Annotated in this window: 22 protein-coding genes; 7 read left to right on the forward strand and 15 right to left on the reverse strand. The window is 66.6% G+C overall.

Features of this window, described 5'->3' with window-relative positions:
- Positions 1–93: 93 nt before the first annotated feature.
- Genes J7357_RS06370 through xanC form a run of 6 tightly spaced genes read right to left on the reverse strand, consistent with a single transcriptional unit; the run spans position 94 to position 3,714 of the window.
- Positions 94–741 carry a LolA-related protein gene (locus J7357_RS06370; RefSeq protein WP_343237395.1) on the reverse strand — a complete coding sequence of 216 codons (648 nt, stop codon included), beginning with the start codon at positions 739–741 and terminating at the stop codon, positions 94–96.
- Positions 665–1,639, reverse strand: coding sequence for an acyltransferase (locus J7357_RS06375; protein WP_209245458.1), 975 nt, complete (start codon positions 1,637–1,639; stop codon positions 665–667). Before J7357_RS06375 ends, J7357_RS06370 begins: the two co-directional genes overlap by 77 nt.
- Positions 1,636–1,923, reverse strand: a complete 288-nt coding sequence (locus J7357_RS06380; protein WP_017914445.1) for a hypothetical protein — start codon at positions 1,921–1,923, stop codon at positions 1,636–1,638. The genes J7357_RS06375 and J7357_RS06380 overlap by 4 nt, the downstream gene beginning before the upstream one ends.
- Before the next feature lie 9 nt (positions 1,924–1,932).
- Complete coding sequence (locus tag J7357_RS06385) at positions 1,933–2,682, reverse strand: lysophospholipid acyltransferase family protein (RefSeq protein WP_209245648.1); 750 nt, start codon at positions 2,680–2,682, stop codon at positions 1,933–1,935.
- A gap of 56 nt (positions 2,683–2,738) precedes the next feature.
- On the reverse strand, positions 2,739–3,470 hold the full coding sequence (locus J7357_RS06390) for a ketosynthase (protein ID WP_209245459.1): 732 nt from the start codon (positions 3,468–3,470) through the stop codon (positions 2,739–2,741).
- On the reverse strand, positions 3,445–3,714 hold the full coding sequence (gene xanC / locus J7357_RS06395; protein ID WP_003470209.1) for a xanthomonadin biosynthesis acyl carrier protein XanC: 270 nt from the start codon (positions 3,712–3,714) through the stop codon (positions 3,445–3,447). Before xanC ends, J7357_RS06390 begins: the two co-directional genes overlap by 26 nt.
- A gap of 131 nt (positions 3,715–3,845) precedes the next feature.
- On the opposite strand from xanC, the gene J7357_RS06400 reads away from it, so the two are divergent.
- From J7357_RS06400 to J7357_RS06410, 3 genes are read left to right on the forward strand one after another with little or no spacing between them, the layout of a single operon-like run.
- Positions 3,846–5,204 (forward strand): FAD-dependent oxidoreductase, encoded by a 1,359-nt coding sequence (locus J7357_RS06400; RefSeq protein WP_244667325.1) that lies wholly within the window; start codon positions 3,846–3,848, stop codon positions 5,202–5,204.
- Complete coding sequence (locus J7357_RS06405) at positions 5,201–6,217, forward strand: pteridine-dependent deoxygenase (protein ID WP_209245460.1); 1,017 nt, start codon at positions 5,201–5,203, stop codon at positions 6,215–6,217. Before J7357_RS06400 ends, J7357_RS06405 begins: the two co-directional genes overlap by 4 nt.
- Positions 6,210–6,743, forward strand: coding sequence for an AAA family ATPase (locus J7357_RS06410; protein ID WP_209245461.1), 534 nt, complete (start codon positions 6,210–6,212; stop codon positions 6,741–6,743). Before J7357_RS06405 ends, J7357_RS06410 begins: the two co-directional genes overlap by 8 nt.
- A gap of 163 nt (positions 6,744–6,906) precedes the next feature.
- On the opposite strand, the gene J7357_RS06415 is transcribed toward J7357_RS06410, so the two are convergent.
- The 7 genes from J7357_RS06415 to J7357_RS06445 form a co-directional block, all read right to left on the reverse strand.
- Positions 6,907–8,268, reverse strand: coding sequence for an AMP-binding protein (locus tag J7357_RS06415; RefSeq protein ID WP_209245462.1), 1,362 nt, complete (start codon positions 8,266–8,268; stop codon positions 6,907–6,909).
- A 108-nt stretch (positions 8,269–8,376) separates the two neighbouring features.
- Positions 8,377–9,393 carry a cytochrome d ubiquinol oxidase subunit II gene (gene cydB / locus J7357_RS06420; protein ID WP_010342708.1) on the reverse strand — a complete coding sequence of 339 codons (1,017 nt, stop codon included), beginning with the start codon at positions 9,391–9,393 and terminating at the stop codon, positions 8,377–8,379.
- Positions 9,393–10,796 carry a cytochrome ubiquinol oxidase subunit I gene (locus J7357_RS06425; protein WP_209245463.1) on the reverse strand — a complete coding sequence of 468 codons (1,404 nt, stop codon included), beginning with the start codon at positions 10,794–10,796 and terminating at the stop codon, positions 9,393–9,395. Before J7357_RS06425 ends, cydB begins: the two co-directional genes overlap by 1 nt.
- 985 nt (positions 10,797–11,781) lie before the next feature.
- Complete coding sequence (locus tag J7357_RS06430) at positions 11,782–12,654, reverse strand: RHS repeat-associated core domain-containing protein (protein ID WP_209245464.1); 873 nt, start codon at positions 12,652–12,654, stop codon at positions 11,782–11,784.
- Between the two features lie 520 nt (positions 12,655–13,174).
- A complete protein-coding gene (locus tag J7357_RS06435; protein WP_209245465.1) occupies positions 13,175–13,492 on the reverse strand; it encodes a hypothetical protein in 318 nt (105 codons plus the stop codon).
- 63 nt (positions 13,493–13,555) lie between these two features.
- Entirely contained in the window at positions 13,556–17,728 is a 4,173-nt protein-coding gene (locus J7357_RS21330; protein ID WP_244667326.1) for an RHS repeat protein, read from the reverse strand.
- 330 nt (positions 17,729–18,058) lie between these two features.
- The gene (locus J7357_RS06445; RefSeq protein ID WP_209245466.1) at positions 18,059–18,229 is read right to left on the reverse strand and encodes a hypothetical protein; all 171 of its coding nucleotides are present in this window, start codon (positions 18,227–18,229) and stop codon (positions 18,059–18,061) included.
- 164 nt (positions 18,230–18,393) lie between these two features.
- On the opposite strand from J7357_RS06445, the gene J7357_RS06450 reads away from it, so the two are divergent.
- The 4 genes from J7357_RS06450 (at position 18,394) to J7357_RS06465 (ending at position 22,954) form a co-directional block, all read left to right on the forward strand.
- Positions 18,394–20,778 carry a S9 family peptidase gene (locus tag J7357_RS06450; protein ID WP_209245467.1) on the forward strand — a complete coding sequence of 795 codons (2,385 nt, stop codon included), beginning with the start codon at positions 18,394–18,396 and terminating at the stop codon, positions 20,776–20,778.
- 383 nt (positions 20,779–21,161) lie between these two features.
- Positions 21,162–21,716, forward strand: coding sequence for a hypothetical protein (locus J7357_RS06455; protein ID WP_209245468.1), 555 nt, complete (start codon positions 21,162–21,164; stop codon positions 21,714–21,716).
- A gap of 75 nt (positions 21,717–21,791) precedes the next feature.
- Positions 21,792–22,691, forward strand: a complete 900-nt coding sequence (gene hemF / locus J7357_RS06460; RefSeq protein WP_209245469.1) for an oxygen-dependent coproporphyrinogen oxidase — start codon at positions 21,792–21,794, stop codon at positions 22,689–22,691.
- Complete coding sequence (locus J7357_RS06465; RefSeq protein ID WP_209245470.1) at positions 22,688–22,954, forward strand: DUF2164 domain-containing protein; 267 nt, start codon at positions 22,688–22,690, stop codon at positions 22,952–22,954. The genes hemF and J7357_RS06465 overlap by 4 nt, the downstream gene beginning before the upstream one ends.
- A gap of 95 nt (positions 22,955–23,049) precedes the next feature.
- Here J7357_RS06465 and J7357_RS06470 read toward each other — a convergent pair whose 3' ends face one another.
- Both J7357_RS06470 and polA read right to left on the reverse strand, forming a co-directional pair.
- Complete coding sequence (locus tag J7357_RS06470; protein ID WP_209245471.1) at positions 23,050–23,529, reverse strand: YetF domain-containing protein; 480 nt, start codon at positions 23,527–23,529, stop codon at positions 23,050–23,052.
- 556 nt (positions 23,530–24,085) lie between these two features.
- Positions 24,086–26,857, reverse strand: coding sequence for a DNA polymerase I (gene polA / locus J7357_RS06475; RefSeq protein ID WP_209245472.1), 2,772 nt, complete (start codon positions 26,855–26,857; stop codon positions 24,086–24,088).
- Positions 26,858–26,949 lie beyond the last annotated feature (92 nt).

Genomic DNA, 26,949 nt, shown 5'->3' on the forward strand with positions numbered 1-26,949 from the left:
CCCCCACGCCTGCCTGCGCCGTGCGATCAGCCACCGCACGCGCAGCCGTCAGGCCGGCAGCACGCTGCCGGCGGGCGCCTCCACGTGCGGGAATCACGCCGCGTCGCCGTGGCACAGCGCGGTCAGCGCGGCGCCGTCGGCAACGGCGCCGGCGGCCTGCGCGGCGCCGGCCAGCAGGGTGCGCTGGACGTCGCCCTTGACCGGGGTGGTCTCGATGCAGCGCAGTTCGGCGCCACGGCCGTACAGGCGCAGGCTGCGCACGTGCGCGGCCATGGCCGGATCCTTGGGCTGCAACTGCAGCTGCCAGCGCTCGCGGGTGCCGCTGCTGCTGATGTTGAACTGCTGCTGCAGCAACGCGCGGTCGCCGGACAGCAACGCGCCGAAGCCGCTCTGCAGGCCGGCCAGTTCCGGCACCCGCGCCAGCGAGAAGCGCCGCGGCGGCTTGCCGTCGCGCTCCAGCGTGGCGTCGCCGCCACGCAGCGTGGTGGTCTCGTGGTACGGCGCGGTGACCTCGCGCACCAGGGTCTGCGCATCCGGACGGCGGTACTCGCCCTGCACGCGCAGCGGGGTCTTCAGCAGCGCCGAACCGCGCAGTTCGACGAAGGCGGTGCTGACCGGCGCCGGCCGCGCCAGCTTCTGCAGGATCCAGTCGGCGTCCGGCACCTCAGGCGATGCGGCGCTCAGCGGTGCGGCGCTGCACAGCAGTATCAGCATCCACGGCAAGGTGCGGCGCATCGGCATGGCGGTTGTTCCAGAAGTCGTAGAAGTTGAACCAGTTGTAGGGCGCGGAGCGGGTGTAATGCTCCAGCCTGGCGGCGTAATCGCGGATGAGCGCGGCCAGCACCGGCGCACGCTGCCGGCGCGGCAGGTCCAGGCCTTCGCTGAAAGTCTCGAACACCAGTTCGTAGCGGTTGCCGCCGCGGTACAGGCCGAACGCCAGCACCACCGGCACCTTGAGCGCGGCGGCGATCAGCCACGGCGAGGTCGGGAACAGCGCGCCCTGGCCGATGAACGCGGCCGGCAGCGCCGGGTCCTCCGGGCGCGGCCGGTCCACCAGCAGCGCGACCAGCGCGCCGTCGTCGGTGGCCTGCTTGATCGCCATGACGATGGACGTGCTGTCCATGCCGGCGTCGATGATGTTGGCGGCCAGCTGCGGGTTCAGCGCGCCGAGCAGCTCGGTCATCGCCGGGTTGTGCGCCTTGTCCAGCACCACCTTGACCTGCACGTCCGGACGCTCGGTGGCCAGCACCCGCAGCGCGTCGAAGCTGCCCAGGTGCGAGCCGAAGATCAGCACGCCGCGGCCGCGGTCCATCTGCGCGTGCAACTGGTCCAGGCCGCGGATCTGCACCCGGAAGCGGTGCATATGCCCGCACAGCATGAACACCCGGTCGAGGATGGTCGAGGCGAAGGTGTGGATGTGCCGGGCCACCTCCAGCAGGGTGGCCGGGCGGTCGAACACGCGGCTCAGGTAGTGCCGCGAATCGCGCCGTTCCGGGCCGCGCACCAGCAGGAAGTACAGGGTGATCGGGTACAGCAGCAGGCGGCCGACGGCGCGGCCGCCGTAGCGGGCGATGCTGCGGATCAGCCACAGGGCGAAACGGCCGCCGCCTTCCGGGCGGTGCTTCCAGCCGGCGCTCACGGCGCCGCCTCGGCGTTGAGTTCGCCGCTGACCAGCAGGTCCTCGCCGCGCAGCACGCGGAAGCGCCAGCGCGGTGCGGCGCCGTCCAGTTCCACCCGCGCCGGCTGGCCGGGAAACAGCGGTTGCACGAACTTCACCTGCGGCAGGCGCAGCGGCGCGCGCGCGCCGTGCGCCGCCTCCACGGCCTGCAGCACGTGGTCCAGCACCACGACGCCGGGCACCACCGGGCGGCCCGGGAAGTGGCCGGGCAGGCTGGGATGATCATGCGGTACGACGAATTGCATACGGGCGACTCATATCCTGGGTTCGAGCATCGCACGGACGGCCTGGTGCGCGCGCTGGGTCACTTCCTGGCGAGTCAGCGGGCCGTCCTCGCCGTTCACCCGGATCGGCGTGCCGATCCGCACCCGGATGAGGCCGGGCCGGACCCGGAACAGGCTGGTCGGCGGCAGCACCTTGCCCGCCCCGTCCAGCGCCACCGGCACCACGTCCACTCCGGCATCGATCGCGGCCTGCAGCAGCCCGGCCTTGAACTCGGCCAGCGCGCCGCTGCGGCTGCGGGTGCCTTCCGGGAACAGGCACAGGTCCTGGCCACGGCGCAGCAGCGCCGCCGCCTCGCGCCGCATCATCGCCCCGGCGCGGCGGCTGTCGCGGTCCAGGAACAGCATGCCGGTGTCGCGCGCATACCAGTTCACGAACGGCACCTTCAGCATCTCGTCCTTGAGCAGGAAGCGCAGCGGCACCGGCAGCGCCATGAACAGCGCGCAGATGTCGATGATCGACTGGTGGTTGCTGACGAACAGGTGGTTGCGCGACCAGTCCACCCGCTCGCGGCCCTCCACCTCCAGCCGCGCCCCGGCGCCGAACAGCAGCACCGGCGCCCAGAAGCGCGCGCCCATGCGCAGCGGCAGGCGCGGCCCGCTCAGCCGCAGCAGCACCAGCGCGACGACGATGCCCAGCGCGGTGTGCGCCAGGGTGAATGCCAGCTGCAGGGCGTTCCACACGGCCCAGGCCATGCGCGAAGGCATCCCAGCCTGCGGCAACTTGCTGTTTTCCTTGATGATCTGCACGACCCTTGCGTCCCCTGCACTCCCGCACGTCAGCGCAATAGATCGCGCCAGAAAACCGGCCCCAGCCGCGCCAACCGGTGCAGGAAATCGGGCAGATTACGGTAGGGACGCTGCGGAAACCAGCGCCCGCGCAGCAGGTACTCGCCGACGAAGAAGCCGCCGATGACCCCGTAGCCCAGCAGGTTGGCGAACAGCGAGGCGCGCGCGTCGCTGATCGACAGCGGCGCGGCCAGGCCCAGTTGCGCCAGCACCCCGCTGGGCTGGGCGCACAGCGCCAGCACCAGGTTGAGCAGGGTCAGCCCCACCAGCAGCAGGGTCCAGGCCAGGGTCAGGCGGCGGGTGTAGCGCAGCTGCTCCGCGGTGATCGGCATGCCGGCCTGGCGGTACAGCGCCTCGACGATGCGGGTGATCAATGGCGTGCGCCCGCGCTGCAGGCTGCGCCCGAAGAACCAGGCCACCCAGGCGGTGAACAGCACCGGCGGCGCGGCCAGCAACAGCAGCGCGTGCGGCGAGTGCCACAGCGGCACCAGCGCCGCCGTCGCGGCGATGGCCAGCGCCCAGGCCCAGGGCCGCCAGCGCGCCATCGGCTCCACCAGCACCATCAGCACCAGCGCCGCCCCGGCCAGCACCGCCAGGTCCGGGCGGTGCGCGGCGTTGGCCCAGTGCGCCAGCGGCGAGTAGGCCAGCGCCAGCAGCACGCCCAGGGCCAGCGCCCAGGGCGCGGCGTCGGCCGGCTCAGCTAGTCTTGTTGGCTTCGACATGCGCCGACAGCGCGCGCAGCGAGGCGAAGATGCGGCGGTTCTCGTCGTTGTCCGAACGCAGCTGGAAGCCGTAGCGCTTGCTGATCGCCAGCGCCAGCTCCAGGGCGTCGATCGAGTCCAGCCCCAGGCCGGTATTGAACAGCGGCGCCTCCGGATCGATGTCGCCGGGCTGGACGTCTTCCAGGTTCAGGCTCTCGACCAGCAGCTCGGCCAGTTCACGTTCGGCGGCGGTTTGCGAAGACATCCAGGGGCTTCCAGGCGTAAGGACGGGTGCGACAAGATGGTGCATCGGGCGCTGCGGCGCAACCATCGGCCCGCGAACAGCACGCTATCATGCCGTTTCGCCCCGCCGTTGCGCCCGCAGGTTCCCTCAGGATGACGTCCCCCGCCGTTGCTTCCCCTCCCCCCACCGCAAGCGCCATCGAGGCGGAAACGCCCGACGTGCTGGTGATCGGCGGAGGGCCGGCCGGCTGCGCGGCGGCGATCGCCCTGGCGCAACGCGGCTGGCGGGTGACGGTGCTGGAAAAGGACCACCACCCACGCTTCCACATCGGCGAATCGCTGCTGCCGATGAACATGCCGATCCTGCAGCGGCTGGGCGTGCTCGATCAGGTACGGGCGATCGGCGTGCTCAAGCTCGGCGCCGATTTCCCCAACGATGCCGGCGGCTACAACACCTTCCGTTTCGCGCACGCGCTGGGCGCGCAGTCCGACTTCGCGCTGCAGGTGCCGCGCGCCGACTTCGACCGGGTGCTGTTCGCCCACGCGCGTGCGGTCGGCGCCGACGTGCACGAGGGCATCCGCGTCGAGGCGGTGCAACTGGACGGCGAGACGCCGACGGTGCAGGCACGCAGCGCCGACGGCCTGCGCCACTACCGGCCGCGCTACCTGATCGACGCCAGCGGCCGCGACACCTTTCTCGGCAACAAGCTCAAGCTCAAGCGCGCCAACCCGCGGCACCAGTCGGCGGCGCTGTTCAGCCATTTCCGCGGCGTGGCGCGGCGCCCGGGCGAGGACGCCGGCAACATCAGCATCTACCGCCACGCGCACGGCTGGATGTGGCTGATCCCGCTGCCCGACGACGTGATGAGCGTGGGCGCGGTGTGCGACCCGGAATACATGAAGACCCGCCAGGGCTGCGACAGCGAGACGTTCCTGCTGCGTACGCTGGCGCTGAATCCGGACGTGGTGGCGCGCATGGCCGACGCGCAGCGCGTGGCGCCGGTGCATGCCACCGGCAACTACGCCTACGAATGCACGCGCATGAGCGGGCCGCGCTGGCTGATGCTCGGCGACGCCTACGCCTTCGTCGATCCGATGTTCTCCTCCGGTGTGTACCTGGCCATGCACAGCGCCGAGCGCGGCGCGGCCATGGTCGACGCCGCGCTGCGCGACCCGGCCCGCGAAGCGCGGCTGCAGCGGCGCCTGGAGCGGCACCTGCGCGGCGGCCTGGACGAGTTCAAGTGGTTCATCTACCGCTTCACCTCGCCGACCATGCGCGAGCTGTTCGCGCAGCCGCGCAACGTGCTGCAGGTGGAGCAGGCGGTGGTGGCGATGCTCGCCGGCGACGTCTTCGACAACCGTGCGGTGCTGCGCCGCCTGCGGGTGTTCCGCGCCATCTATGCGCTGTCCGCGGTGGCGATGCTGCCGCGGGCATGGCGCGCCTGGCGCCACCGCCGCCGCCAGGCCCGCGAATCGTTCCACGGCGACACCTTGCACGGAGACACCCCATGAGCCGCCCGCACCTGCAGTTTCCGCACCACACGCAGGGCCATCCGCAGTTGCAGGTGGACTACGTCGCCGAGACCGACCCCAGCCAGTGGCTGGGCGAGGACCGCGTGCTGGCGGTGTTCGGCTTCGGCGAGACCGCGCCCTACCACGACGACCCGCGCTACCTGCGCGTGCCGCTGCAGCCGCACGGCCCGCGCGTGCTCGAGGTGTGGCGCACCGACGCCCCCGTGCACAGCGGCCGCGACGGCGCCATCGCCTGGGCCAGCGACGGCCGCCTGCAGTTCGGCGTGATCGAGATCGACGAGCGCCAGGTCGACCTGGACATCGAGGAAGCCGCCGCGCTCGCCTACGCCCAGCTCAGCGCCTTCGTCGCCGGCAGTGCCACCCCGCGCCTGCTGCGGATCTGGAACTATCTGGATGCGATCACCCTGGGCAGCGGCGACCGCGAGCGCTACCGGCGCTTCTGCGTCGGCCGCGCGCGCGGGCTGGGCGATTTCGACGCTACCCAGTTGCCGGCGGCGACCGCGGTCGGCCGCTGCGACGACGCACGGGTGATGCAGATCTACTGGCTGGCCGCCGCGCAGGCCGGCACCCCGCTGGAGAACCCGCGCCAGGTCAGCGCCTACCGCTACCCGCGCCAGTACGGCCCGCAGCCGCCCAGTTTCGCCCGCGCCATGCTGCCGCCGGCCGGCAGCGACATGCCGCTGCTGCTGTCGGGCACCGCCAGCGTGGTCGGCCACGCCTCCATGCACCAGGGCCAGTTGCTGGCGCAGCTGGAGGAAACCTTCGCCAACTTCGACGCCCTGCTGGCGGCCGCGCGCGAACACGCCCCGGACCTGCCGCCGCAGTTCGGCGACGGCACCCGGCTGAAGGTCTACGTCCGCGAGCCCGGCGACCTGCCGCTGGTCGCCGATGCCCTCGATGCGCGCTTCGGCGACCGCGTGCCACGCCTGCTGCTGCACGCGGTGATCTGCCGCGACGAACTGGCGGTGGAGATCGACGGCGTCCATGGTTGAACGGCAACGCAAGATCGTCCTGGTGTCCGGCGCCCCCGGCGCCGGCAAGACCACGCTGGCGGTCCCGCTGGCGGCACACCTGGGCTTTCCGCTGTTCTGCAAGGATTTCATCAAGGAGACGCTGACCGACGCCCTGGGCGATGGCGGCGGCGATCTCGCCGCGTCGCGCCGTCTCGGCGGCGCCGCGATGGAGATGCTCTGGTCGCTGGCACAGCGCAGTCCGCACGCGGTGCTGGAAGCCAACTTCCGGCCCCGCAGCGACTACGAGCGCGGCAGGATCGCCGCACTGCAGGCGAGGCTGGTGGAAGTCCATTGCCACTGCGGCCAGGACGAGACCCTGCGCCGCTTCCGCGCGCGCGCCGCGACGGGCACGCAGCATGCGGCGCACCCCCTGCGGGAACTGCCGCCCGACCTGCTTGCCGACTATCCCGGTCCGATCGGCCTGGGGACGGTGATCGACGTGGACACCCGCATGCCGGTGGATCTGCCGCACCTGTTCGCGCAGGTCGCCGCCGCGCTTTCCTGAGCGGGTACCGGCAGGATCGCGGCAGAACCGGTTATGCCGCAGCGATGGGCATGCCTGCGCTTGCGACGCGACCTGCCGCGAGACAGGCTCGGCGTATCGCAAACGTTGGGTCGATTGGCCGCTGGCCAAACCAGCCCGATGCCGGCGCGGTTCGACCGCCCCGTCAGTCCTCGCGCGCCGCCAGCAACGCCAGCAACCGATCGCGCGGCAGCTTGCCGGTCTCGTTGCGCGGCAGGGCGTCGAGCAGGCGCAGGCGGCGCGGCAGGAACACCGGGTCCAGTTCGCGGCGCAGCGCGGCCAGGATCGCGGCCTCGTCCAGGGTCGGCGCCACCACCACCGCGGCGATGCGGCCCACCGCCTGGCCCGGTTCCGGGTCCAGTTGCAGCATCGCGCCGTCCACAACGCCCGGCAGCGCCAGCAGACGCCGGGTAAGATCGGCCAGCGAGGCGCGCTTGCCGGCGATTTCCAGCAGGTCGGCCTGGCGGCCGCGCACCTGGAAACGGCCGTCGGCGTCCACTTCCATCAGGTCGGCCAGCAGCACCGGCTGCGGCAGATGCGGCGCGTGCACCAGGGTGCCATCCGGCTGCGGCGCCACGCGCACGCCGGGCAGCGGCGTCCACGGCACTTCGCAGGCGGTGCGGCGGCTGGCGAACACGCAGGTCTCGGTGGAGCCGAACATCTCGCGCACCTCGCCGCCGAAGCGCGCCTCGGCGGCGGCGGCCAGTTCCTGCGCCAGCGGCGCGGTGGCCGAGACGATGCCGGCCAGCGGCGGCAGGGCGACACCGGATTCGACCAGCGCGCGCAGATGCACCGGCGTGGTCACCAGCAGGCGCGGCGCCGGCAACTGCGCCAGCGCGCGGGCCACGTCCTCGGGAAAGAACGGGCGCCCGGCGTGCACCGCCAGCGGCGTCACCAGCGGCAGCAGGATCGACAGCTCCATCCCGTACATGTGCTGCGGCGGCACCGTGGCCACCACCTGCGGCACCGCCGTATCCGGCCACAGCCCGACCAGTGCCAGCAGGTCCTGGCGGGTGCTGGTGAGGAAGCTGCCCCAGGTCTTGGGATTGGGCTTGGGCGCGCCGGTGCTGCCGGAGGTGAAGCCGATCGCCACCAGCGCGTCGTCGGCCAGTTGCGGCATCGGCCCATCCAGCGACGGCAGCGCGTCCGGCAGCTGCCAGTAGCGCGGCGGCGGCTCGGCCAGCGCCAGGTCGCCCAGGCAGTAGCAGTCGGCATGGGTGCGCTGCACCTCGGCCACCACCGCCGGCGCGCGCGAGGACGGCAGCAGCGAGGTCTGCCCGCGCAGCGCCACCGCGCAGAACGCGACCATGAAACGGTAGCGGTCCTCGCACAGGTTCAGCGCATGCCGGCCGGCCGGCAGTACCGCGGCCAGGCCGCGCACGTGGCCGAGGAAGGTGGCCAGGTCGATGTGTTCGCCGTTGGCGAAGGCCAGCGGGCGCCGCGCGTCGCCGACGGCCAGCGGGTGCAACAGGGGCGCGACGGGAATTTCGGAGGAAACAGCGGACATGCGGGGCGGCGGCTCGGGCGGGCGATGACCCGCACGGCGCGGGGAACCGGTAGCTTGGCCGCCACCGCCGTCGCTGGCAAGCCGCCCGGCCGCCGCGACGGCCCGCCGTCAGTGGTGGTAGCCGGTGTCGGCGGTGATCTTGCCGCGGAACACCCGGTACGACCACGCCGTGTAGCCCAGGATCACCGGCAGCAGCACCGCCAGCCCGACCAGCACGAAGCCCTGCGAGGACGGCGGCGAGGCCGCTTCCCAGATGGTCAGGCCGGGCGGCACGATGTTCGGCCAGATGCCCAGCACCAGGCCGAAGAAGCCGAGCACGAAGAAGCACAGGGTCAGCACGAACGGGCGCGCATCGCGACCCTGCGCCATCGCCGCGCGCCACAGCGCCAGCGCGTTGACCAGCACCAGCAGCGGCACCGGCGACAGCCACCAGAAGTTCCCGTCGTGGAACCAGCGCGCCATGATCCGCGAGTCCAGGAACGGCAGCCAGGCGCTGACCAGGCCCATGAACACCACCACCACCAGCACCAGCGGCCGGGTCAGGGTGCGGGCGATGCGCTGCATCGCGCCCTCGGTCTTGAGGATCAGCCAACTGCCGCCGAGCAACGCATAGCCGAACACCACCGCCGCACCGGTGAGCATTGAGAACGGGCTGAACCAGCCCAGCACCCCGCCCAGGTACTTGCCGTCCTGCAACGGCATGCCTTCCACCAGCGCGCCCAGGATCACCCCCTGCCAGAACGCCGCGCACAGCGAGCCCAGTGCGAACGCCCAGCCCCACAGGTACTTGGAGGTGCGCGCCTTGAAGCGGAACTCGAAGGCCACGCCACGGAACACCAGCGCGATCAGCATCAGCAGCACCGGCAGGTACAGCGCCGACAGTACGATCGCGTAGGCCTTGGGGAAGGCCGCCAGCAGGCCGGCGCCGCCGAGCACCAGCCAGGTCTCGTTGCCGTCCCAGATCGGCGCGGCGGTATTCATCATCAGGTCGAGCTGCTCCTCGTCCTCGGCGAACGGCGCCAGGATGCCCAGGCCGAGCACGAAGCCGTCCAGCAGCACGTACATCAGCACGCCGAAGCCGATCACGCCGAACCAGATCACCGGCAATACGGTCGCCATGTCCATCAGCGGATCTCCTCGATGTCGTCGTCGGCCGCCGACAGCGGCCGTGCCGGGGTCTTGTCGCCCTCCTGCATGCGCGGCGCCGGCTCGTGCGGCAGCGGCCCGTGGCGCAGCATGCGCAGGATGTACCAACTGCCGAAGCCGAACACCAGCGCGTAGGCGAGCACGTACACGCTCAGCGAGATCCACACCATCGCCGGGCTGACCGTCGGGCTGACCGCATCGCGGGTGTGCAGCAGGCCATAGATCACGTACGGCTGGCGCCCGATCTCGGTGACGAACCAGCCGGCGACGAGGGCCACGAACCCGGCCGGCAGCATCGCGTTCCACGCCAGGTGCAGCGCGCGCCGGCGCAGCAGCGTGCCGCGCCACCAGAAGAACAGCGACACCAGCGCCAGCAGCAGCATCGCCATGCCCAGCCCGACCATCACCCGGAACGCGTAGAACACCGGTTTCACCGGCGGCCGTTCGTCCCGCGGCACCGCGGTCAGCGGGGTGATCTCGCCATCCAGCGTATGGGTCAGGATCACGCTGCCCAGGCGCGGAATGGTCACTTCGTAATCGTTGCGTTCGGCGGCCTCGTTGGGCACCGCGAACACCACCAGCGGCACGCCCTGCCCCTTCGCCTCGCCATGCCAATGCCCCTCCATCGCCGCCACCTTGATCGGCTGGTGCTCGAGCGTGTTCAGGCCATGCGCATCGCCGGCGGCGATCTGCAGCGGCAGCGCGATCGCGGCGAACGCCACCGCCAGCTTGAGCATGCGTCCGGCCGCGTCCAGATGTTCGCCGCGGCGCAGATACCAGCCGCTGACCCCGCCGATCACGAAGCACGTCGTGATGAACGCGGCCAGCACCATGTGCGTGAGCCGGTACGGGAACGACGGATTGAAGATCACCTCGCGCCAGTTGGCCGGGTGGAACACGCCCTCGACCACGGCGTAGCCGGCCGGCGTCTGCAGCCAGCTGTTGGCCGACAGGATCCAGAACGTAGAGATCAGCGTGCCGATGGCGACCAGGCAGGTGGCCAGGAAGTGCAGCTTCTCCGGCACCTTGTGCCAGCCGAACAGCATCACCCCGAGGAACGAGGCTTCCAGGAAGAACGCGGTCAGCACCTCGTAGCTGAGCAGCGGACCGAGGATGTTGCCGGCGCGTTCGCTGAGCACCGCCCAGTTGGTGCCGAACTGGAAACTCATCACGATGCCGCTGACCACGCCCATGCCGAACGACACGGCGAAGATCTTCAGCCAGAAGAAGTACAGATCGCGCCACACCGTGTCGCGCGTACGCAGCCAGCGCCACTCCAGGAACGCCAGCCAGCTCGACAGACCGATGGTGAAGGCCGGGAACAGCACGTGGAAACTGATGACGAATCCGAACTGGATGCGCGACAGCAGCAGGGCGTCCATGGGTAGCGCCTGAGGCAGCGGAAACGATGCCTATTGTTGGTGCAGCGCGGCGAAATGGGATGTGACGGTTTGTCGCAGCGGCCCTATCGCCGCACTGAGGAAACAAACGCAATCAGCTCAACAGCCCCATGGTGGATAGCGTTGTCTACCTGCTCTCAGCGCATCTAGATGCGCACTTCCGCGCAACTTACCTTCAAGCGATCCCCGAGCCAAGATGCCTGTCTCTGCTGGACGGCAGCGTGTGGCGAATCACTATCGGACAATTCGGGCAAGCGCGACAAGCGTCTGCCCCAGCGCCGCAAGGCGGCCAAGGCCAAGTCAACATCAAGGCTACTGCGGCAACCCAAGCAGCGGCAGTCAATGCCAGAGGCCAATCAGCGCATCGTCAACGAATTGCTCGACTCACCGCTAATCGCCAAACGACATGGCCCACCATCGGCAGGGCTTGTACTTTTTGCCCCCTGCGCATGTGTTCCGCCGCGGAACACACCACCAAGCGCGTGTTACTTTCGAGAGCCAAGTCATACTCAGCCTTTCAGCAATATCAACAAGAAAAACTTCTGCATAGCCGTAAAAAAGCGATCAGCACCTCGAACTTACAAGCGTGATAGCCAATCAAGGTGACGACCACTTCACCTTCCTCAACACTCTTCCATCGCCTCCAAATTCAATTGACCATGCCTCAATGTCAAAGGACATTCGGTTCTCGACCCACCAGCGCTCGACGCAGGGAAGCGTGCATGGTTTCGATGCATACCGTAGAAATGGCTCACTGCCAGCTCTTTCTACTCGATAGGTCGAGCCTAGCTTTCTGACGACAGTTCCCCGAGTGTCTCCTACCATGACCGTGTCGAAGGCTGCTTGGCGGGAGTGCGAGAGATAAGAGCAAGACGCCAGATAAACGAGTGGACTAGCCACCAGTAACCCAAACACAACGCTCTTTCCGAACATCCTCATTGTTGAGAATCCTTCTTATATGGATTTTCTATTTGGTCTTTTCGATATTTTTTGGAGCCTCGAATTTCGGCAACTGATCTTGTAGGGCTTTTGGTATCTCACCACCCTTCGGAATCTGATATGTAACCGCGCCTGGCTGCTCCGCTGCAACTGCCTCAGTTACTTTCGGAAGCGGGACGACACTAGTGCTGATACCAGACGCTTCTAGAATCTGGTTGGTACGGACGGCGCAGTTGTCTAGCTTCGTGACTTCAGTCGGAAGCGTTGCTGCCTTGTCACGAGCAGCAGCATCTTGCTGCGGCGTTCTAGGAATAACCGTGACCTGCTGCGGCCGCAGCTTGCTTTGACTTCCAATATAGTCAGCGACCGAGCTATGGCGAGGAGTATCATTCCCATAGCTCGACATGCCATCTCCCTGCACGGCCGAGGCCACATGTCCGGCCCAGTTGAAGCCACCTTCGCGAAGACCTCCGGATATGACCAAGATGTCCCTCCCATCTGGATCCGTGAATTTGTAAGGGTTGTTCAGCGCATATCCGTAGCGATTGAAGTTTGTGACTGGCTTGTCATAAGGCGTTACCGTATCCACGGAGAGGAATCGCCCAATCAGTGAATCGTAATAACGCTGCTGCATGTAGGTAAGCTCGGTCGCAGCATCCATAATATGCCCCGCATAACCAGGCACATCCATAATCGGACGATTCAACAGACTTCCGTAAGGCGTATACTCATTACGCGAGACGACATTGCGATCCCCATCCGTCACTAGAACAACCGATCCTAATCCATCCGTATGGATGTAGCGGACCGTCTGCGCCGAAGCACCGAAGGCGACGAGCAATGGAAGGGCGGCTACAGCCATCAGGCGCCGTACCGCGCGAATCCCCTGGAAATTTGACATCACTCGTCCCTGCAAGTTGGAGCCATAGATACGCGATGTAGAGTCGACTTTCTCGTGGAAGTCGGATCGACAACGCTTCCCCTAACAACATTACGGTGCAACGTACCCAACGAAATCTACGACCCAGACTGCGCCAGAGCAGGCTTACTTCAAGTAAACCTCGACGATGTTGCAGCCATTGGTCTGCACATCAATTTTGCGCTTGTTCACCAGTGCCGTCATCAAGACGGCTAGCAGCGCCTTACCGCCGGGCTGGTCGTCTTGAAAATGCAGGACTTGGTTGCCAGATGTGGCCTTGCATTCCGCTGGCGTGTCCGACAGTCAGACAAAATGATCGGCATGAGCTTGATACGTTCCCAACTGCACGACGTCGAGGTTCTGCATTGATTCGTTTGCCGATGCTGACCCACTCAAACTGGCAAACAGCAACAACGTAGCCCAAGTTATTCTCATCGCTCTTTCTTCTCTTCAGTTAATTTCTGTATTTTCCAGGTGACTGGCTCGCTTGCGTCCTAGCCAGTCAATCAACCATGTAGATAAACTTTCCCGTACACGACGTATCGTTGTCGTCCATGATCAAGGTCACACGCTTCCCACTGACGAATGCCGACATCAACATCGCATAGATCGCCTTGTTGTTCTCCTGATCCTTTGCCCAATAAACCGGTTTTCCGGCTGGGCACGTGGCGTTTCCTTCGCTCAAGAGAAAGGGGATTTGGGTAGGCATGTAGGTCGCCTCGATCTGTGTCACCTTGCCCGTGATCATCTGCAAGGCACTCGCTGATTCGCTGCAAGACATCCAGAACAGCGCACATCCCAACATCAAGATCCAACGCATAAAATTTCACCCCAGGAAATTAAAGATTATGTTGCGGATACCGTTCTTCCGGCACCCCGACCTTCAACCGTTCAAAAGCAGTTGATACAGCAGTGGCACGATATTCATCGCAGGTCGCTGGTCATGCGTCACGTTCGAAGCCGCAGTGCAGTTGCCATCCGCCGTGCACGCGGTCACGCGATACGAATAGGTCCCTGCCGGCCTCGCCAACGAGGTCCAGTTGCCCTGGCTGCCGTCGTACACCGAGGTCCAGGTGGCGCCATCCACACTCTCTTCGACCACGTAGCGGGTCGCGCCGGAGACTGGATTCCAGTTCACGTAGTCCTTGACCGAAGCGAGCTGCCCCAGCGGCCAATCGGCCTCGGCGACCAGGCTGCCGCCAAGCAGGATGTAGTCGGTGGACTTGGACTGGCGCTGGTTCTTCTGGAAGCGCAACGCCCCTGACTGATCGTATAGCGAGCCGATGTTGCCGGCGCTCTGCAGCGCCAACGTGCGGCGGCCGTTGCCGTCGTAGCGATAAGTCTCCTTGCCGGTCGCCTGGCGCAGGCGGTTGCCGTAATCGAACACGAAGGCCTGGCCATTCTTGTTGCTGAGGTTACCCTGCGGGTCGTAGCTCATGCCGATGACCGTGCTGCCGCCGCAACTGCCGGTCTTGACGTTGGTGAGCTGCCAGTTGGCGTCGTAGCAGTAATAGTGGTCGCGACCCGGCGCAACGACGTGAGTCAGGTTGTCGAGGACGTCGTAGCTGTAGGTGGCCGTGCCGAACATCGGCGACTCGGCCTTGATCAGCCGGTCCATGCCGTCGTAGGTCATCGTGCGGTTGCCGCGCTGGTTGCGGCCGGTGGCGCCGTCGCTGATACCTGCGACGTTGCCATTGGCATCGTAGTCATACCCATCGCTGAGGAACGCCGTGCGGCCGTAGGCATCCTGGCTGGTATCCGGCAACTGGCGCTTGTTTTGCGTCAGCGTGTGGACGATGCCGTTGCCGTAGGTGAACTGCTTGATCGCGCCGTTCGGGTAGTAGCTCACGCCGGTGGCATAGCTGCCCGCCTGAGTGGGCTGCCCCAGGGCATTGGGCGCGTAATCCACCGTCTGTCCCGACGGATAGCGGTGCGCGGCCAGATTGCCATTGGCATCGTAGGCGTAACCCAGCGCCCAGGTCTCGCCATCGGCCTGGCCCTGGCTCTCCGCGATCAACAGGCGACGCTTGTTGTACGCGTAGCTGTTGTAAGTGGCGACGCCGTTGTTGGTGGTGGTGATCTGCTTGACCGCCCCATCCGGCCAATAGCTCCAGGCCTGATTGCCGTTGCCGTCAGGGAAGCTCAGCGCTTTGATCCGATTGCGCACGTCGTAGCTGCGATCGACCCGGCGGCCGGAGGCGAAGGCGGAATCCGCATCGCACGACGTAGTGCTGGGCAACGCCAAGCCCGCGGCACTCCACACCAGATTGCCGGCAGCGTCATAGCCGTTGGCGGTGGCACCGGTTTCCGGTTCCACCGTCTTGCACAGCTGCTGGTGGGTGTCGTAGACGTAGCTGCGGGTGACCGACACAGTGCCGTTGGCGTCGTGGCGGCGGATGGACAGCGGCTTGCCGAAGATGTCGCGGTTGATCTCGGTGGTGGCGCCTTCCGGATGCTGGAACCAGACCGGCGCGTCGTAGCCCGGGCGGTCGAAGACCTGATAGCCGGATAGAGTCTGGTTGCCACGCGGATCGGTGACACGGGTTTGATTGCCAGACAGATATTCTGTCAATGTTGTCAACTTGGTTGACGTTGACAACTCACTGTCCTGGGATACGGAGGTCGTGCGACCCAGCGCGTCATACGTGGTCCAGGTTCCTATGCTCAGCGCATCGCTGTTGCCCGGATACGACGCAAACGTCACCCGACCTTCGTGATCATAGGCAAAACGCTGGAATCGCTGGGTTTCCGCAACCCATGCGCTGTCGTACTCGCGCCTGACGATCGGTTGCCAGTACGCATCGAAGTACGTGATCTTGCTTGCGTTGCCGGTAGAGATCGTTTGCCGCCAATGGCCAGCGCCCAAGCCGTACTCGTCGCTTTGTACCTGCTGGAACGTCTGGATCAGTACGTTCCACGCCGCGGTGTCGTTACCGGGATACGTGATTTTCGCGATGCGCCCCATCAGATCGTAATCGTACGAGGTGACGTTGCCGTTTTCGTCCGTGACCGACCTGATCCAGCCATTGTCATCAACCACTGCAGCAATGCCCGTGCCGTCGGGATACGTGACAGATTGCGCAATGCCTCGCTTCCAAGACGAGAACGTTGCGGCGTTGCCATTGCCATCCTTGACGGTGGAGATCGTCCCATCTGCATTGTGAAGCAATGTATTCTTGAGCTTCCCATTCTCGAAAATCGTGCTCGGTTGCGCATTCGCGTCGTACACCGTCTCGTGCTCGACCACGCCACTATCGTTGTTCGTGTTTTTCGACACCTGACCTAGTATCCATTTGGACAGGTTGTCGTAGTAGGCAGTGACGTCGGTACGGCTGTGCCAAGGGCTGGAGCGGGTCACGCTGATGGGGCGCGCGAACGTATCGAAACTGTTGACCATGTTCACGTAGTTGTCGCCCGACTGCACGACCTTCTTGGACAGCAGGGGCGTCCAACGCTCGGACGATTGCCAATTCCCGCGAGGCTGCATCACGCCACCCACGGATCGCCAGGGATACGGACTGTTGCTTTCGATCAGCGGCGTCATCGCATAGGTGTAGTCAACGGACTGAACAAGCGTATTGCTGCCCGCTGCATAAGACTCTGTCCGCAGCAAAAGATTTTCCGTCGCATCGAACTTGTTGCTGAATACATTGCGATGGCGGACACCGTCTGGATCGGTCACATCAGTCCAGACAGTCGAAGCGCAGCCATTCCCACAATCCTGTGCCCAGCTAGAGTTCTCGGGCGAGTAATTATACGTCCATGTATATTGACCCAAACCAGGGCCAGTCACAGTCTTTGACGTGATCGCGTAATCCCAACTATCTTTTGGATTTTCAGCAAAAGTTGCTTCCGCGTCCAAGTAAGTTCCACATGCTCTTTCCACATAGGATCGACCAGCATGCAGAACGCGGAGAGAAAATTTTGCAGTCGCACCGGACGGCGAGGTTATTGAACCTGTTTTTTCTTGCCCACTAAGACCATCGTTGTTCAATACGGCATTGCAGTTACCAGATCTCTGGGATGTCGTTAAATAAAATAGCTCATCCATGGAAAACTGCCATGCAGCCCCATCCGGAAGAGTAACCGATGTAAGCGACTTTGTAGTTTGAGCACCTGTGTAGGTATATTGCCACGTCCTACTCCCAGAAGCTGAGGGCACTGTCACTGCAGTGATGTTTTGACCATCGTTTGCAAGCGTGATTCGGCGACCATCGCTGGCATCGACGGCGTCAAGAATTCCATTTGTGTAGTGGTATGTCAGCCAATTACCGAACCGATCCTCCACGCGCGTCACTAACATACTGGCATAGGATCTTCCCATTGCGCCGGGTCCGGATGCACCATATATGCTTGGTCCGCTCTTATAAACGAGATAGTTGAGCCAATATTTCGTTCCGTCAGGAGAAATCGCCTGGAATGCCTCGCCTGGCAGGCCGTTCGCCGTTGAGTTCAGGCAACCGATTAGCCAATTGTTCTTTGTTCGCGCCACATGTGTGGGCTGACCCGATTCAGGTTCATGGCCAAGGACATTCTCCTCGTTCCCAAGCTCGTCAACTAATTGATAACCGGCCCACCAAAATTCAGGTTCAGCTGGCTCTGTACCTTTTTCCGCAGACACTGGCCCAGGACTACCCATTTCCGAACAACGTGCATTGCTCGCACTACCGACCTGCCAGCCGATAGGACTGGTTTTCGACACCTGCTTGTCCTTAGCGTTCGTCAGCGTCTTGAGCCTGGGAAGCGCGAGCTCCCACTCGCCCATCTTGTTGCCAGATGTTTCTTTCAACAGCCCCACTCTGGCGACCAAATCCAACTTGCGCACGATGCGGATGGTTGGCCCGATGCCTGGCAACTCCAGATCGACCTGACGAAACGACAGCGCGCCATTGCGCAGACTGACTTCGTCGCCAAAAGAGGATTGGCGAGTGATCGTCTGCGCGGCCGTCAGGTAGCGGCCGTACTCTTGCTCGGGTGTTGCGCTCCCCGCCGATGCCTCTTGCGCAGGTGCAAAAGTAGGACACACCGCAACCATTGCCAACATCAGCTTTGACAACCGTCCCCACCTCGAATCCATACCACTCCCCCTGAATTGTTTTATCGCTTAAGTTGCTGCGTGGTAGAAGTCGAATGGCCCTTTGCTTTTCCAGAGCATGGGTAAGTCAAAGCGCTGCCGGGTGCATGGAATCTAATTCGCCAGCGATGGGAACACCCTCCTGTCGACCAGGGCAGCTCAGCTTTATCTGGCCCTAGTGCTAGCGATGATCACTAGCGTGCATACGCGTCCCCACGCGTTGATGAAGCAAAGCTGCGGAATAGGCATGACAGCGATGCTTCTGTTTCCAGATCATCACTGACAACCCTTGGTCGAACTGTGTGATGAGCATCAACGCTTGTCAAGAAGTTCCAGGGCCGAGCCAATTGACATGCCGACACGCCTCCTTCCGCTAATCGACAGGGCACGTTTCTGTACTGTGCTCGACCACGCTTCGACATCGAGCAGGCTGCCGAGCAGGTGCTGAAAGGTGAGCGTAGAGCCTTTGCCGATCAGCGCCACGACTTAACTAACGCACTTCTATGACGAGATTAAGGAAAGCTTTTTTGCGACGGTGTTCCTAGAGCGCCACTGGTCCGGCCGCCCTTCACCCCATGACCATCGGCGCAATCGCGCCACCCCGGCGACTGCTACCCTTGCGGTTTGCCGTTCGCCCGGAATTCCAGATGCGTCGTCTCGCCCTGAGCGCTGTTGTGTTGCTGTCCCTGTCCTGCCTGCCGCCGCTGGCCGCGGCCCAGGAGGCCGCCGCCCCGCTGACCATCGAGCAGGCCATGGCCGATCCGGACTGGATCGGGCCGCCGGTCGAGGACGCCTGGTGGGCCTGGGACGGGCGCCAGGTGCAGTACCAGCTCAAGCGCACCGGCAGCCCGGTGCGCGACGCCTACCGCCAGGGCGTCGACGGCGGCGCCGCGCAGCGGGTCGAGGACGCGCAGCGCAGCACCCTGGACGCGGCCAATCCGGTCTATGACGCGCGCCGCCAGCGCATGCTGTTCGTGCGCAACGGCGATGTGTTCCTGCGCGACCTGCGCAGCGGCGCGCTGACCCAGCTGACCCGCAGCAACCAGGCCGCCGCGCGGCCGCAGTTCACCACCGACGGCGGCGCGCTGTGGCGGGTCGGCAACGACTGGTACCGCTGGAGCTCCGGCGGCGGCGTGCAGCAGGCCGCGGTGCTCAAGGCCGAGCGCGATCCCGATGCCGCGCCCAAGCCCGACGTGCTGCGCGACCAGCAACTGCGCACCCTGGAGACCCTGGCCCGCGACCGCGCGCAGCGCGAGCTGCTGCGCCAGCAGGAACAGGCCTGGCGCCGCGCCGACAGCAGCCGCGCGCCGGCACCGGTGTACCTGGGCGACGACGTGGTGGTCGACGACAGCGCGCTGTCGCCGGACGGCCGCCATCTGCTGGTGGTGACCCACGCCAAGGACGCCGAGGAAGGCCGCGAGAGCAAGATGCCGCGCTACGTGACCGAGTCCGGCTACGCCGAGTTCCAGGAAGCGCGCACCCTGGTCGGCCGCAATTCGCCGGTGGCGCAGACCCTGTGGCTGGTCGATGCGGTGGCCGGCAGCGCGCGCAAGCTCGACCTGTCGGTGCTGCCCGGCATCGGCACCGATCCGCTGGCGGCGCTGCGCAAGGCGGCCAAGCAGGAGCCGCTGCAGGGCCCGCGCGCGGTGCGCGTGGAAACCGACGGCGACGGCAGCGGCGCCTCGATGCACTGGAGCGAGGATGGCCGCAACGTCGCGGTGCTGCTGCGCGCAGTGGACAACAAGGACCGCTGGATCGCCAGCGTCGACCTGGACAAGGCGGTGCTGCAGCCGCGCCACCGCCTGACCGACTCGGCGTGGATCAACTGGAGCTTCAACGATTTCGGCTGGATGCCGGACAACCAGACGCTGTGGCTGCTGTCCGAGCAGTCCGGCTATTCGCACCTGTACACCCAGCGCGGCAACGAGAAACCGCGCCAGCGCACTTCCGGCAAGTGGGAAGTGTCCGCGCCGGTGGTCAGCGCCGACGGCCAGGGCTTCCTGTTCCTGTGCAACCGCAAGTGGCCGGGCGACTACGAGGTGTGCAAGCTCGACCTGCGCAACGACAGCGTCGCCGAGCTGACCTCGCTGGACGGCGTCGAGGACTTCGCGCTGTCGCCGGACGGCCAGCAACTGCTGGTGCACTACTCCGGCCCCTACCTGCCGCCGCAACTGGCGGTGCTGCCGGCCGCCGGCGGCAACGCGCGCGTGCTCACCGACACCCGCAGCGCCGCGTTCAAGGCGCGCCCGTGGGTGCAGCCGCAGTTCGTGCAGGTGCCGTCCAAGCACGGCGCCGGCACCGTCTGGGGCAAGTACTACGGTCCGGCGCAGCCGGAGCCGGGCAAGCGCTATCCGGTGGTGATGTTCGTGCACGGCGCCGGCTACCTGCAGAACGTGTCGGCGCGCTACACCCCGTACTTCCGCGAGCAGATGTTCCACAACCTGCTGGTGCAGAAGGGCTACATCGTGCTGGACCTGGACTACCGCGCCAGCGCCGGCTACGGCCGCGACTGGCGCACCGCGATCTATCGCGACATGGGCCATCCGGAACTGGAGGACTACCTGGACGGCCTGGACTGGCTGGTCGACAGCAAGCAGGGCGACCGCAGCCGCGCCGGCATCTACGGCGGCTCCTACGGCGGCTTCATGACCTACATGGCGCTGTTCCGCAGCCCCGGCACGTTCAAGGCCGGCGCCGCGCTGCGCCCGGTGGCCGACTGGAGCCAGTACAACCACGAGTACACCTCCAACATCCTCAATACGCCGGACCTGGATCCGGAGGCCTACCGCACCTCCTCGCCGATCGAATACGCCAGCGGGCTGCGCGACCACCTGCTGATCGCCCACGGCATGGTCGACGACAACGTGTTCTTCAAGGACTCGGTGGACATGACCCAGAAGCTGATCGAGCTGCACAAGGACAACTGGGAGATCGCGCCGTACCCGCTGGAGAAGCACGGCTTCACCCGCGCCGACTCCTGGCTGGACGAGTACAAGCGCATCCTCAAGCTGTTCGAGCGCGAGTTGCGCTGAGCCAGCCGCTCGCCCAGGCGCCTGCCGTCGACGTGCGGCAGGCGCTGGGGAGCCCGCGCGGCGCCCGCAGGACACCGCTAACCTCCTGCACCCGCCACGCATCACGACGCCATCGCGTAGGAGCGGCTTCAGCCGCGACGGGGCGTTCCCGGTAACGCGTCGCGGCTGAAGCCGCACCCGGCACTGCCTGCGCCCCGGCGGTTTTTGGCAGCCCCGGGCCCGGACGGCAACGGCACGACCTTGCCGTCGGCCACGCCCCGGCACATGCGCAGGGGGCACCGTCTCGGGTCCCACCCGGCTTGCGCCCGGGTCTGCCATCCCTATCCTTGCCGGACTGCCGCCGGTGCGACGCCGCCAGCGCCGCCCCGCCCGAAGGACCGCCGATGTCGCCGCCGCCCCTGCCAGCCGCCCGCAACCAGATCATCGACGCGATGGCCAAGCTCACGCTGCTGCTGGGGGGGCTGTCGCTGCTGTACGGGATTGGCCAGGCGCTGCTGCTGCTGGCATTGCCGGACGGGTCGATCGAGGGAGTGTTGCGCGAGGCCGGACTGCCATTGCCGCCGCTGCTGCAGTGGTGCGTGACCCATGCGCTGGCCCTGTCCTGGCTGACCGCGCTGCTGTCCGCGGGGCTGTGCGCGGCGGCATGGGCGCTGCTGCAACGGCGCGACTGGGCGCGGCGGGCGTTCATCGTGTTCCTGGTGGTCACCGCCGCGGCCAACTTCGCGGCGCTGCCGCTGCTGTGGCAACTGTTCGACCTGCTGCATGCGTGGACCCTGCAGCAGGGCGTCGACCCGCGACAGCTCCAGCACGATCTGGCCCTGGGCCGGATCACGCTCATGGTCAGCGGCGCGCTGACCGCCCTGGTCTTCGCCGGCCTGCACGGCTGGCTGGTCTACCAGCTATGCCGCCCCGCCATCCGCGCCGAGTTCCGCCGCTGACGCACACCGACCGATCTGCACCATCCGTGCAGCCGGCCGCAGACGGCTGACACAGCGAGCTTCTAGAATGGCGGCATGCATACCTTCGACCGTGTTCGCGACTATCTCACCGGCCTGCAGGACCGCATCTGCGCGGCGATCGAGGCCACCGACGGCCAGGCCCGTTTCGCCGAAGACCTGTGGCAGCGCGCGGAGGGCGGCGGCGGTCGCACCCGCATCCTGCGCGACGGCGCGGTGTTCGAGCAGGCCGGCATCGGCTTTTCCGACGTCGCCGGCACCCGCCTGCCGCCCTCGGCCAGCGCCAACCGCCCGGAACTGGCCGGCGCCTCCTGGCGCGCGGTCGGGGTGTCGCTGGTGTTCCACCCGCTCAACCCGTACATCCCCACCACCCATGCCAACGTGCGCTACTTCGAGGCGCAGCGCGATGGCGCCACCGTGGCCTGGTGGTTCGGCGGCGGCTTCGACCTGACCCCGTACTACCCGTTCGACGAGGACGCCCGCCACTGGCACCAGACCGCGCACGACCTGTGCGCGCCGTTCGGCGAAGACCGCTATCCGGCGCACAAGCGCTGGTGCGACGAGTACTTCTTCCTCAAGCACCGCAACGAGACCCGCGGCGTCGGCGGCCTGTTCTTCGACGACCTGCATGCCGATTTCGAGCGCGACTTCGCCTACCAGCGCGCGGTCGGCGACGGCTTCCTCGACGCCTACCTGCCGATCGTGGAACGCCGCCGCAGCCAGCCCTGGGGCGAGCGCGAGCGCGAGTTCCAGCTGTACCGGCGCGGCCGCTACGTCGAGTTCAACCTGGTCTACGACCGCGGCACGCTGTTCGGCCTGCAGAGCGGCGGGCGCAGCGAGAGCATCCTGATGAGCCTGCCGCCGCGGGTGCGCTGGGAATACGGCTTCCAGCCGGAACCGGGCAGCGCCGAGGCGCGCCTGGCCGAGTACCTGGTGCCGCGCGAGTGGCTGGCGTGAGCGCGCCGGCGCGCACCGCGGTGCTGGGCCGCGAGGACAAGCGCGCCATCGCCGAACAGCTGCAGGCCTACCTGCGCACCGAGCTGCAGCAGCAGGTCGGCGCGTTCGAGGCCGAATTCCTGCTCGACTTCGTCGCCGAGCGCATCGGCCCGCACTACTACAACCGCGGCCTGCACGATGCCCGCGCCGCGCTGGCCGCGCAGATGGACACCCTGGACGACGCGCTCTACCAGCTCGAACAGGCGACCGTACCGCGCCGCTAGGCCATCGCACCTGGGGGCGGCGTCAGCCACGATGCGGCAACGCCGCCAGCGCCCTCGCGATTGCGGGGCCGTGCGTCGACTCCCGGGAGCGGCGCTCAACCGCCCTTGTTGCTGAGAATGGTGATGTGGCCGTTGGTCTCCAGCAGCGCCAGGCGCACGTCGTCGATGCCCTCGCAGCCCTGCTGGCGCATCGCCGCCTCGAAGTCGGCATGGCTGACCAGTTCACGGCGCAGCACCTGGCGGAACACGTGGCCATCGCGCGCCAGCACCACCGGCTCGCCCTCGATCCACCGCTCCACGCGGGCGCTGCGCGAGGTCACCAGGCCGACGGTGAAGTTCAGCGCGATCAGCGTCGCCGCCAGCAACAGGCCGCCGCCGAGCGAGGTGTCCTCGCCAAGCAGGGCGTTCTGCACGGCATTGCCGAGCAGCACGATCAGCAGCATGTCGAACGGCGTCAACTGGCCCATGGCGCGCTTGCCCGAGACCCGCACCATCACCAGCACCGCCACGTACACCACCACCGCACGGAAGACGAATTCCCACCATGGCATCGACAGATGGAACAGATCGGGCATCGCACGGCTCGCAGGGATGGTGGAGCGGCGACCTTACGCTGTGGCATGCAGGCGGCGATAGGGGCCGGCCCGGAGCGCGGGCATAAAAAAGCCCCGCGGACCAGGGGGAGGTCGGCGGGGCCAGGGAACGGAGACTTGGGGAGGAGTCGCCGTTCCTGGATCTGCTCCAGGGGATGGGAGGAGATCCGCGACAGGTATTGCGCCTGTCGAGGGATATAAGAACATTTCCCACCTTGCTCGTTCGTGAAGATTTAAGTTAAAAATTTGTCAGATTAAGGACGGATTCATTCCCAAAAATTCGCCCGAAATAAACCGCGTCAAAATTCCGTTCAACCGCTGCAGCGCCGCGCGCCGCAGGGTGTGACGCCAGTTGGAATTCAAGGGGTTCAGCGCGCCATGGGGTCAAAAAAGCAGCGCGAATGGGAAAGCGAAAATCACTGGCGGGATAATCCGTCCGAAAACCCGATTCAATTCTCCGCGGACGAGCACGCACGCTGTCTACGCAAGGCACCGCAACGCCATGCCGGACCTGGATCCATCTCCAGGTCCGAGGCGCTCAATGCGCCTCGTCCCAGTTGTCGCCCACGCCGCTGTCCACCACCAGCGGCACCTTCAGCTCCGCCGCGGCGGACATGCGCCCGGTCACTTCCGGCAGCAGGGTGTCGACGAAGTCGGCATCGGCCTCGAACACCAGTTCGTCGTGCACCTGCAGGATCATCAGCGCGCGGTCGCGGTGGTCCTGCAGCCAGGCGTCCACGCCGACCATGGCGCGCTTGATGATGTCGGCGGCGGTGCCCTGCATCGGCGCGTTGATCGCGGCGCGCTCGGCACCGGCGCGCAGGCCCTGCTGGCGGGCGTTGATGTCGTTCAGGTACAGGCGGCGGCCGAACAGGGTCTCCACGTAGCCCTGGGTGCGCGCCTGCTCGCGCATGCGCTCCATGAAGTCGCGCACCGCCGGGTAGCGGCTGAAGTACAGCGCCACGTAATCCTGCGCCTCGCCGCGGCCGATGCCCAGGTTGCGGGCCAGGCCGAACGCGCTCATGCCGTACATCAGGCCGAAGTTGATCGCCTTGGCGGCGCGGCGCTCGTTGCCGGTGACCTCCTCCAGCTTGCGCCCGAACACCTCGGCAGCGGTGGCGCGGTGCACGTCCACGCCGCTGCCGAAGGCACGCAGCAGGCCCGGGTCCTCGGACAGGTGGGCCATGATCCGCAGCTCGATCTGCGAGTAGTCGCAGGCGATCAGCTTGCGCCCGGGCGGGGCCACGAAGGCGCGGCGGATGCGGCGGCCGTCGTCGGTGCGGATCGGGATGTTCTGCAGGTTGGGATCGGAGGAGGACAGCCGCCCGGTGGCGGCGCCGGCCTGGTGGTAGCTGGTGTGCACGCGGCCGGTATCGGGATTGACCATCTCCGGCAGCTTGTCGGTGTAGGTGCTGCGCAGCTTGGCCAGGCCGCGGTACTCCAGGATCACCCGCGGCAGCTCGTGCTGATCGGCGATCGCCTCCAGCGCCTCCTCGTTGGTGCTGGGCTGGCCCTTGGGGGTCTTCAGCACCGCCGGCAGCTTCAGTTCGTCGAACAGCACCGCCTGCAACTGCTTGGGCGAGTCCATGTTGAAGCTGCGCCCGGCCAGCTCGGTGGCCTTCTGCTGCGCGGCCAGCATGCGCTGGCTCAGCACCTGGCTCTGCTTGCGCAGCTCGGCGATGTCCACGCACACGCCGTTGGCCTCGATGCGCGCCAGCACCGGCACCAGCGGCATCTCGATCTCGCGGTAGACCCGCGCCAACGCCGGTTCGGCCTCCAGCTGCGCCGACAGCGTGCGATGCAGGCGCAGGGTGATGTCGGCATCCTCGGCGGCGTAGCGGGTGGCGTCGTCGATGGCCACCTGCGAGAAGGCGATCTGCTTGGCGCCCTTGCCGGCCACGTCCTCGTACTTGACCGTGTCGTAGCCCAGGTAGCGCCGGGCCAGCGAATCCATGTCGTGGCGGCTGGCAGTGGAATTGAGCACGAAGCTCTCGAGCATGGTGTCGTCGGCGTAGCCCTGCACCGCCACGCCGTGGCGGCGCAGCACGTGCAGGTCGTACTTGCCGTGCTGGCCGACCTTGGCCTTGGCCGGGTCCTCCAGCAGCGGCTTGAGCATCTCCAGCGCCAGCGCGCGGTCCAGTTGCACCGGCGCGCCGGGGTAGTCGTGGCCCAGCGGCAGGTAGTCGGCGCGGCCCGGCTCGGTGGCGAAGCTGAGCCCGACCAGGTTGGCACGCATGGCGTCCAGCGCGTCGGTCTCGGTGTCGAAGGCGAAGCCGTCGGCGGCGCGCAGGCGCCCGAGCAGTTCCTCGAACTGCGCGGGTGTGCTCACTGCGGTGTAGTCGCCCTTGGCGGCCAGCGCCGGATCCAGCGCGGCGGCATCGGCCGGTGCGGCGCCGCGGGCATAGCCGGCGGCGGTGCCGCGCAGGCTGGGCGTGGCCTCGCTGGCGGCCTCCGGCGCGGCCACGCCGCCGTCCAGGTCGCGCAGCGCCTGGGTGAAGCCGTAGCGCTGGTACAAACCGCGCAACTGCTCCGGCTCCTGTTCGCGCAGGCCCAGGGTGCGCGGGCCGCCGGGCAGCGCCACGTCGGTCTTGATGGTGACCAGTGCGCGGTTCAGCGGCAGCCGCTCCAGCGCGGCGCGCAGGTTGTCGCCGATCTTGCCCTTGATGCTGTCGGCGTGGGCGATCACCCCGTCCAGCGAGCCGTACTCGGCCAGCCACTTGGCCGCGGTCTTGGGCCCGCACTTCTCCACCCCGGGCACGTTGTCGATGGCATCGCCCATCAGTGCCAGCAGGTCGACGATCTGGTGCGGCCAGACCCCGAACTTCTCCATCACCGCCGCATCCGAGTCCATGCGGCTGCCGCTCATGGTGTTGACCAGCTGCACGCCGGGGCGCACCAACTGGGCGAAATCCTTGTCGCCGGTGGAGATGGTGACGTCCAGGCCGTCGCCGGCGCCCTGCAGGGCCAGGGTACCGATCACGTCATCGGCCTCGACCCCGTCCTCGCGCAGGATGGTGATGCCCAGCGCATGCACGATCTGGCACATCGGCTCGACCTGCGCGCGCAGCTCGTCGGGCATCGGCGGGCGGTTGGCCTTGTACTGCGGGTACAGGTCGTCGCGGAAGGTCTTGCCCGGCGCGTCGACCACGAAAGCGACGTACTCGGGGCGCTCCTTGAGGGTGGCGCGCAACATGTTGACCACGCCGAACAGCGCGCCGGTGGGCTCGCCGGCGGCATTGGTCAGCGGCGGAAGCGCGTGGAACGCGCGATACAGGTAACTGGACCCGTCGATCAGGACTAATCGGCTCATCGGTCAATTCTACGCTGCGGCGTGTTCGCGGCCCCGAAATGGGGCTGCTCCCCCAGGAACAGCAGGGCGCGGCTAGCCCCTCTCCCATCGGG

It is taken from the genome of Xanthomonas sp. D-109, from assembly GCF_017746095.1.
GTDB lineage: Bacteria > Pseudomonadota > Gammaproteobacteria > Xanthomonadales > Xanthomonadaceae > Xanthomonas_A > Xanthomonas_A sacchari.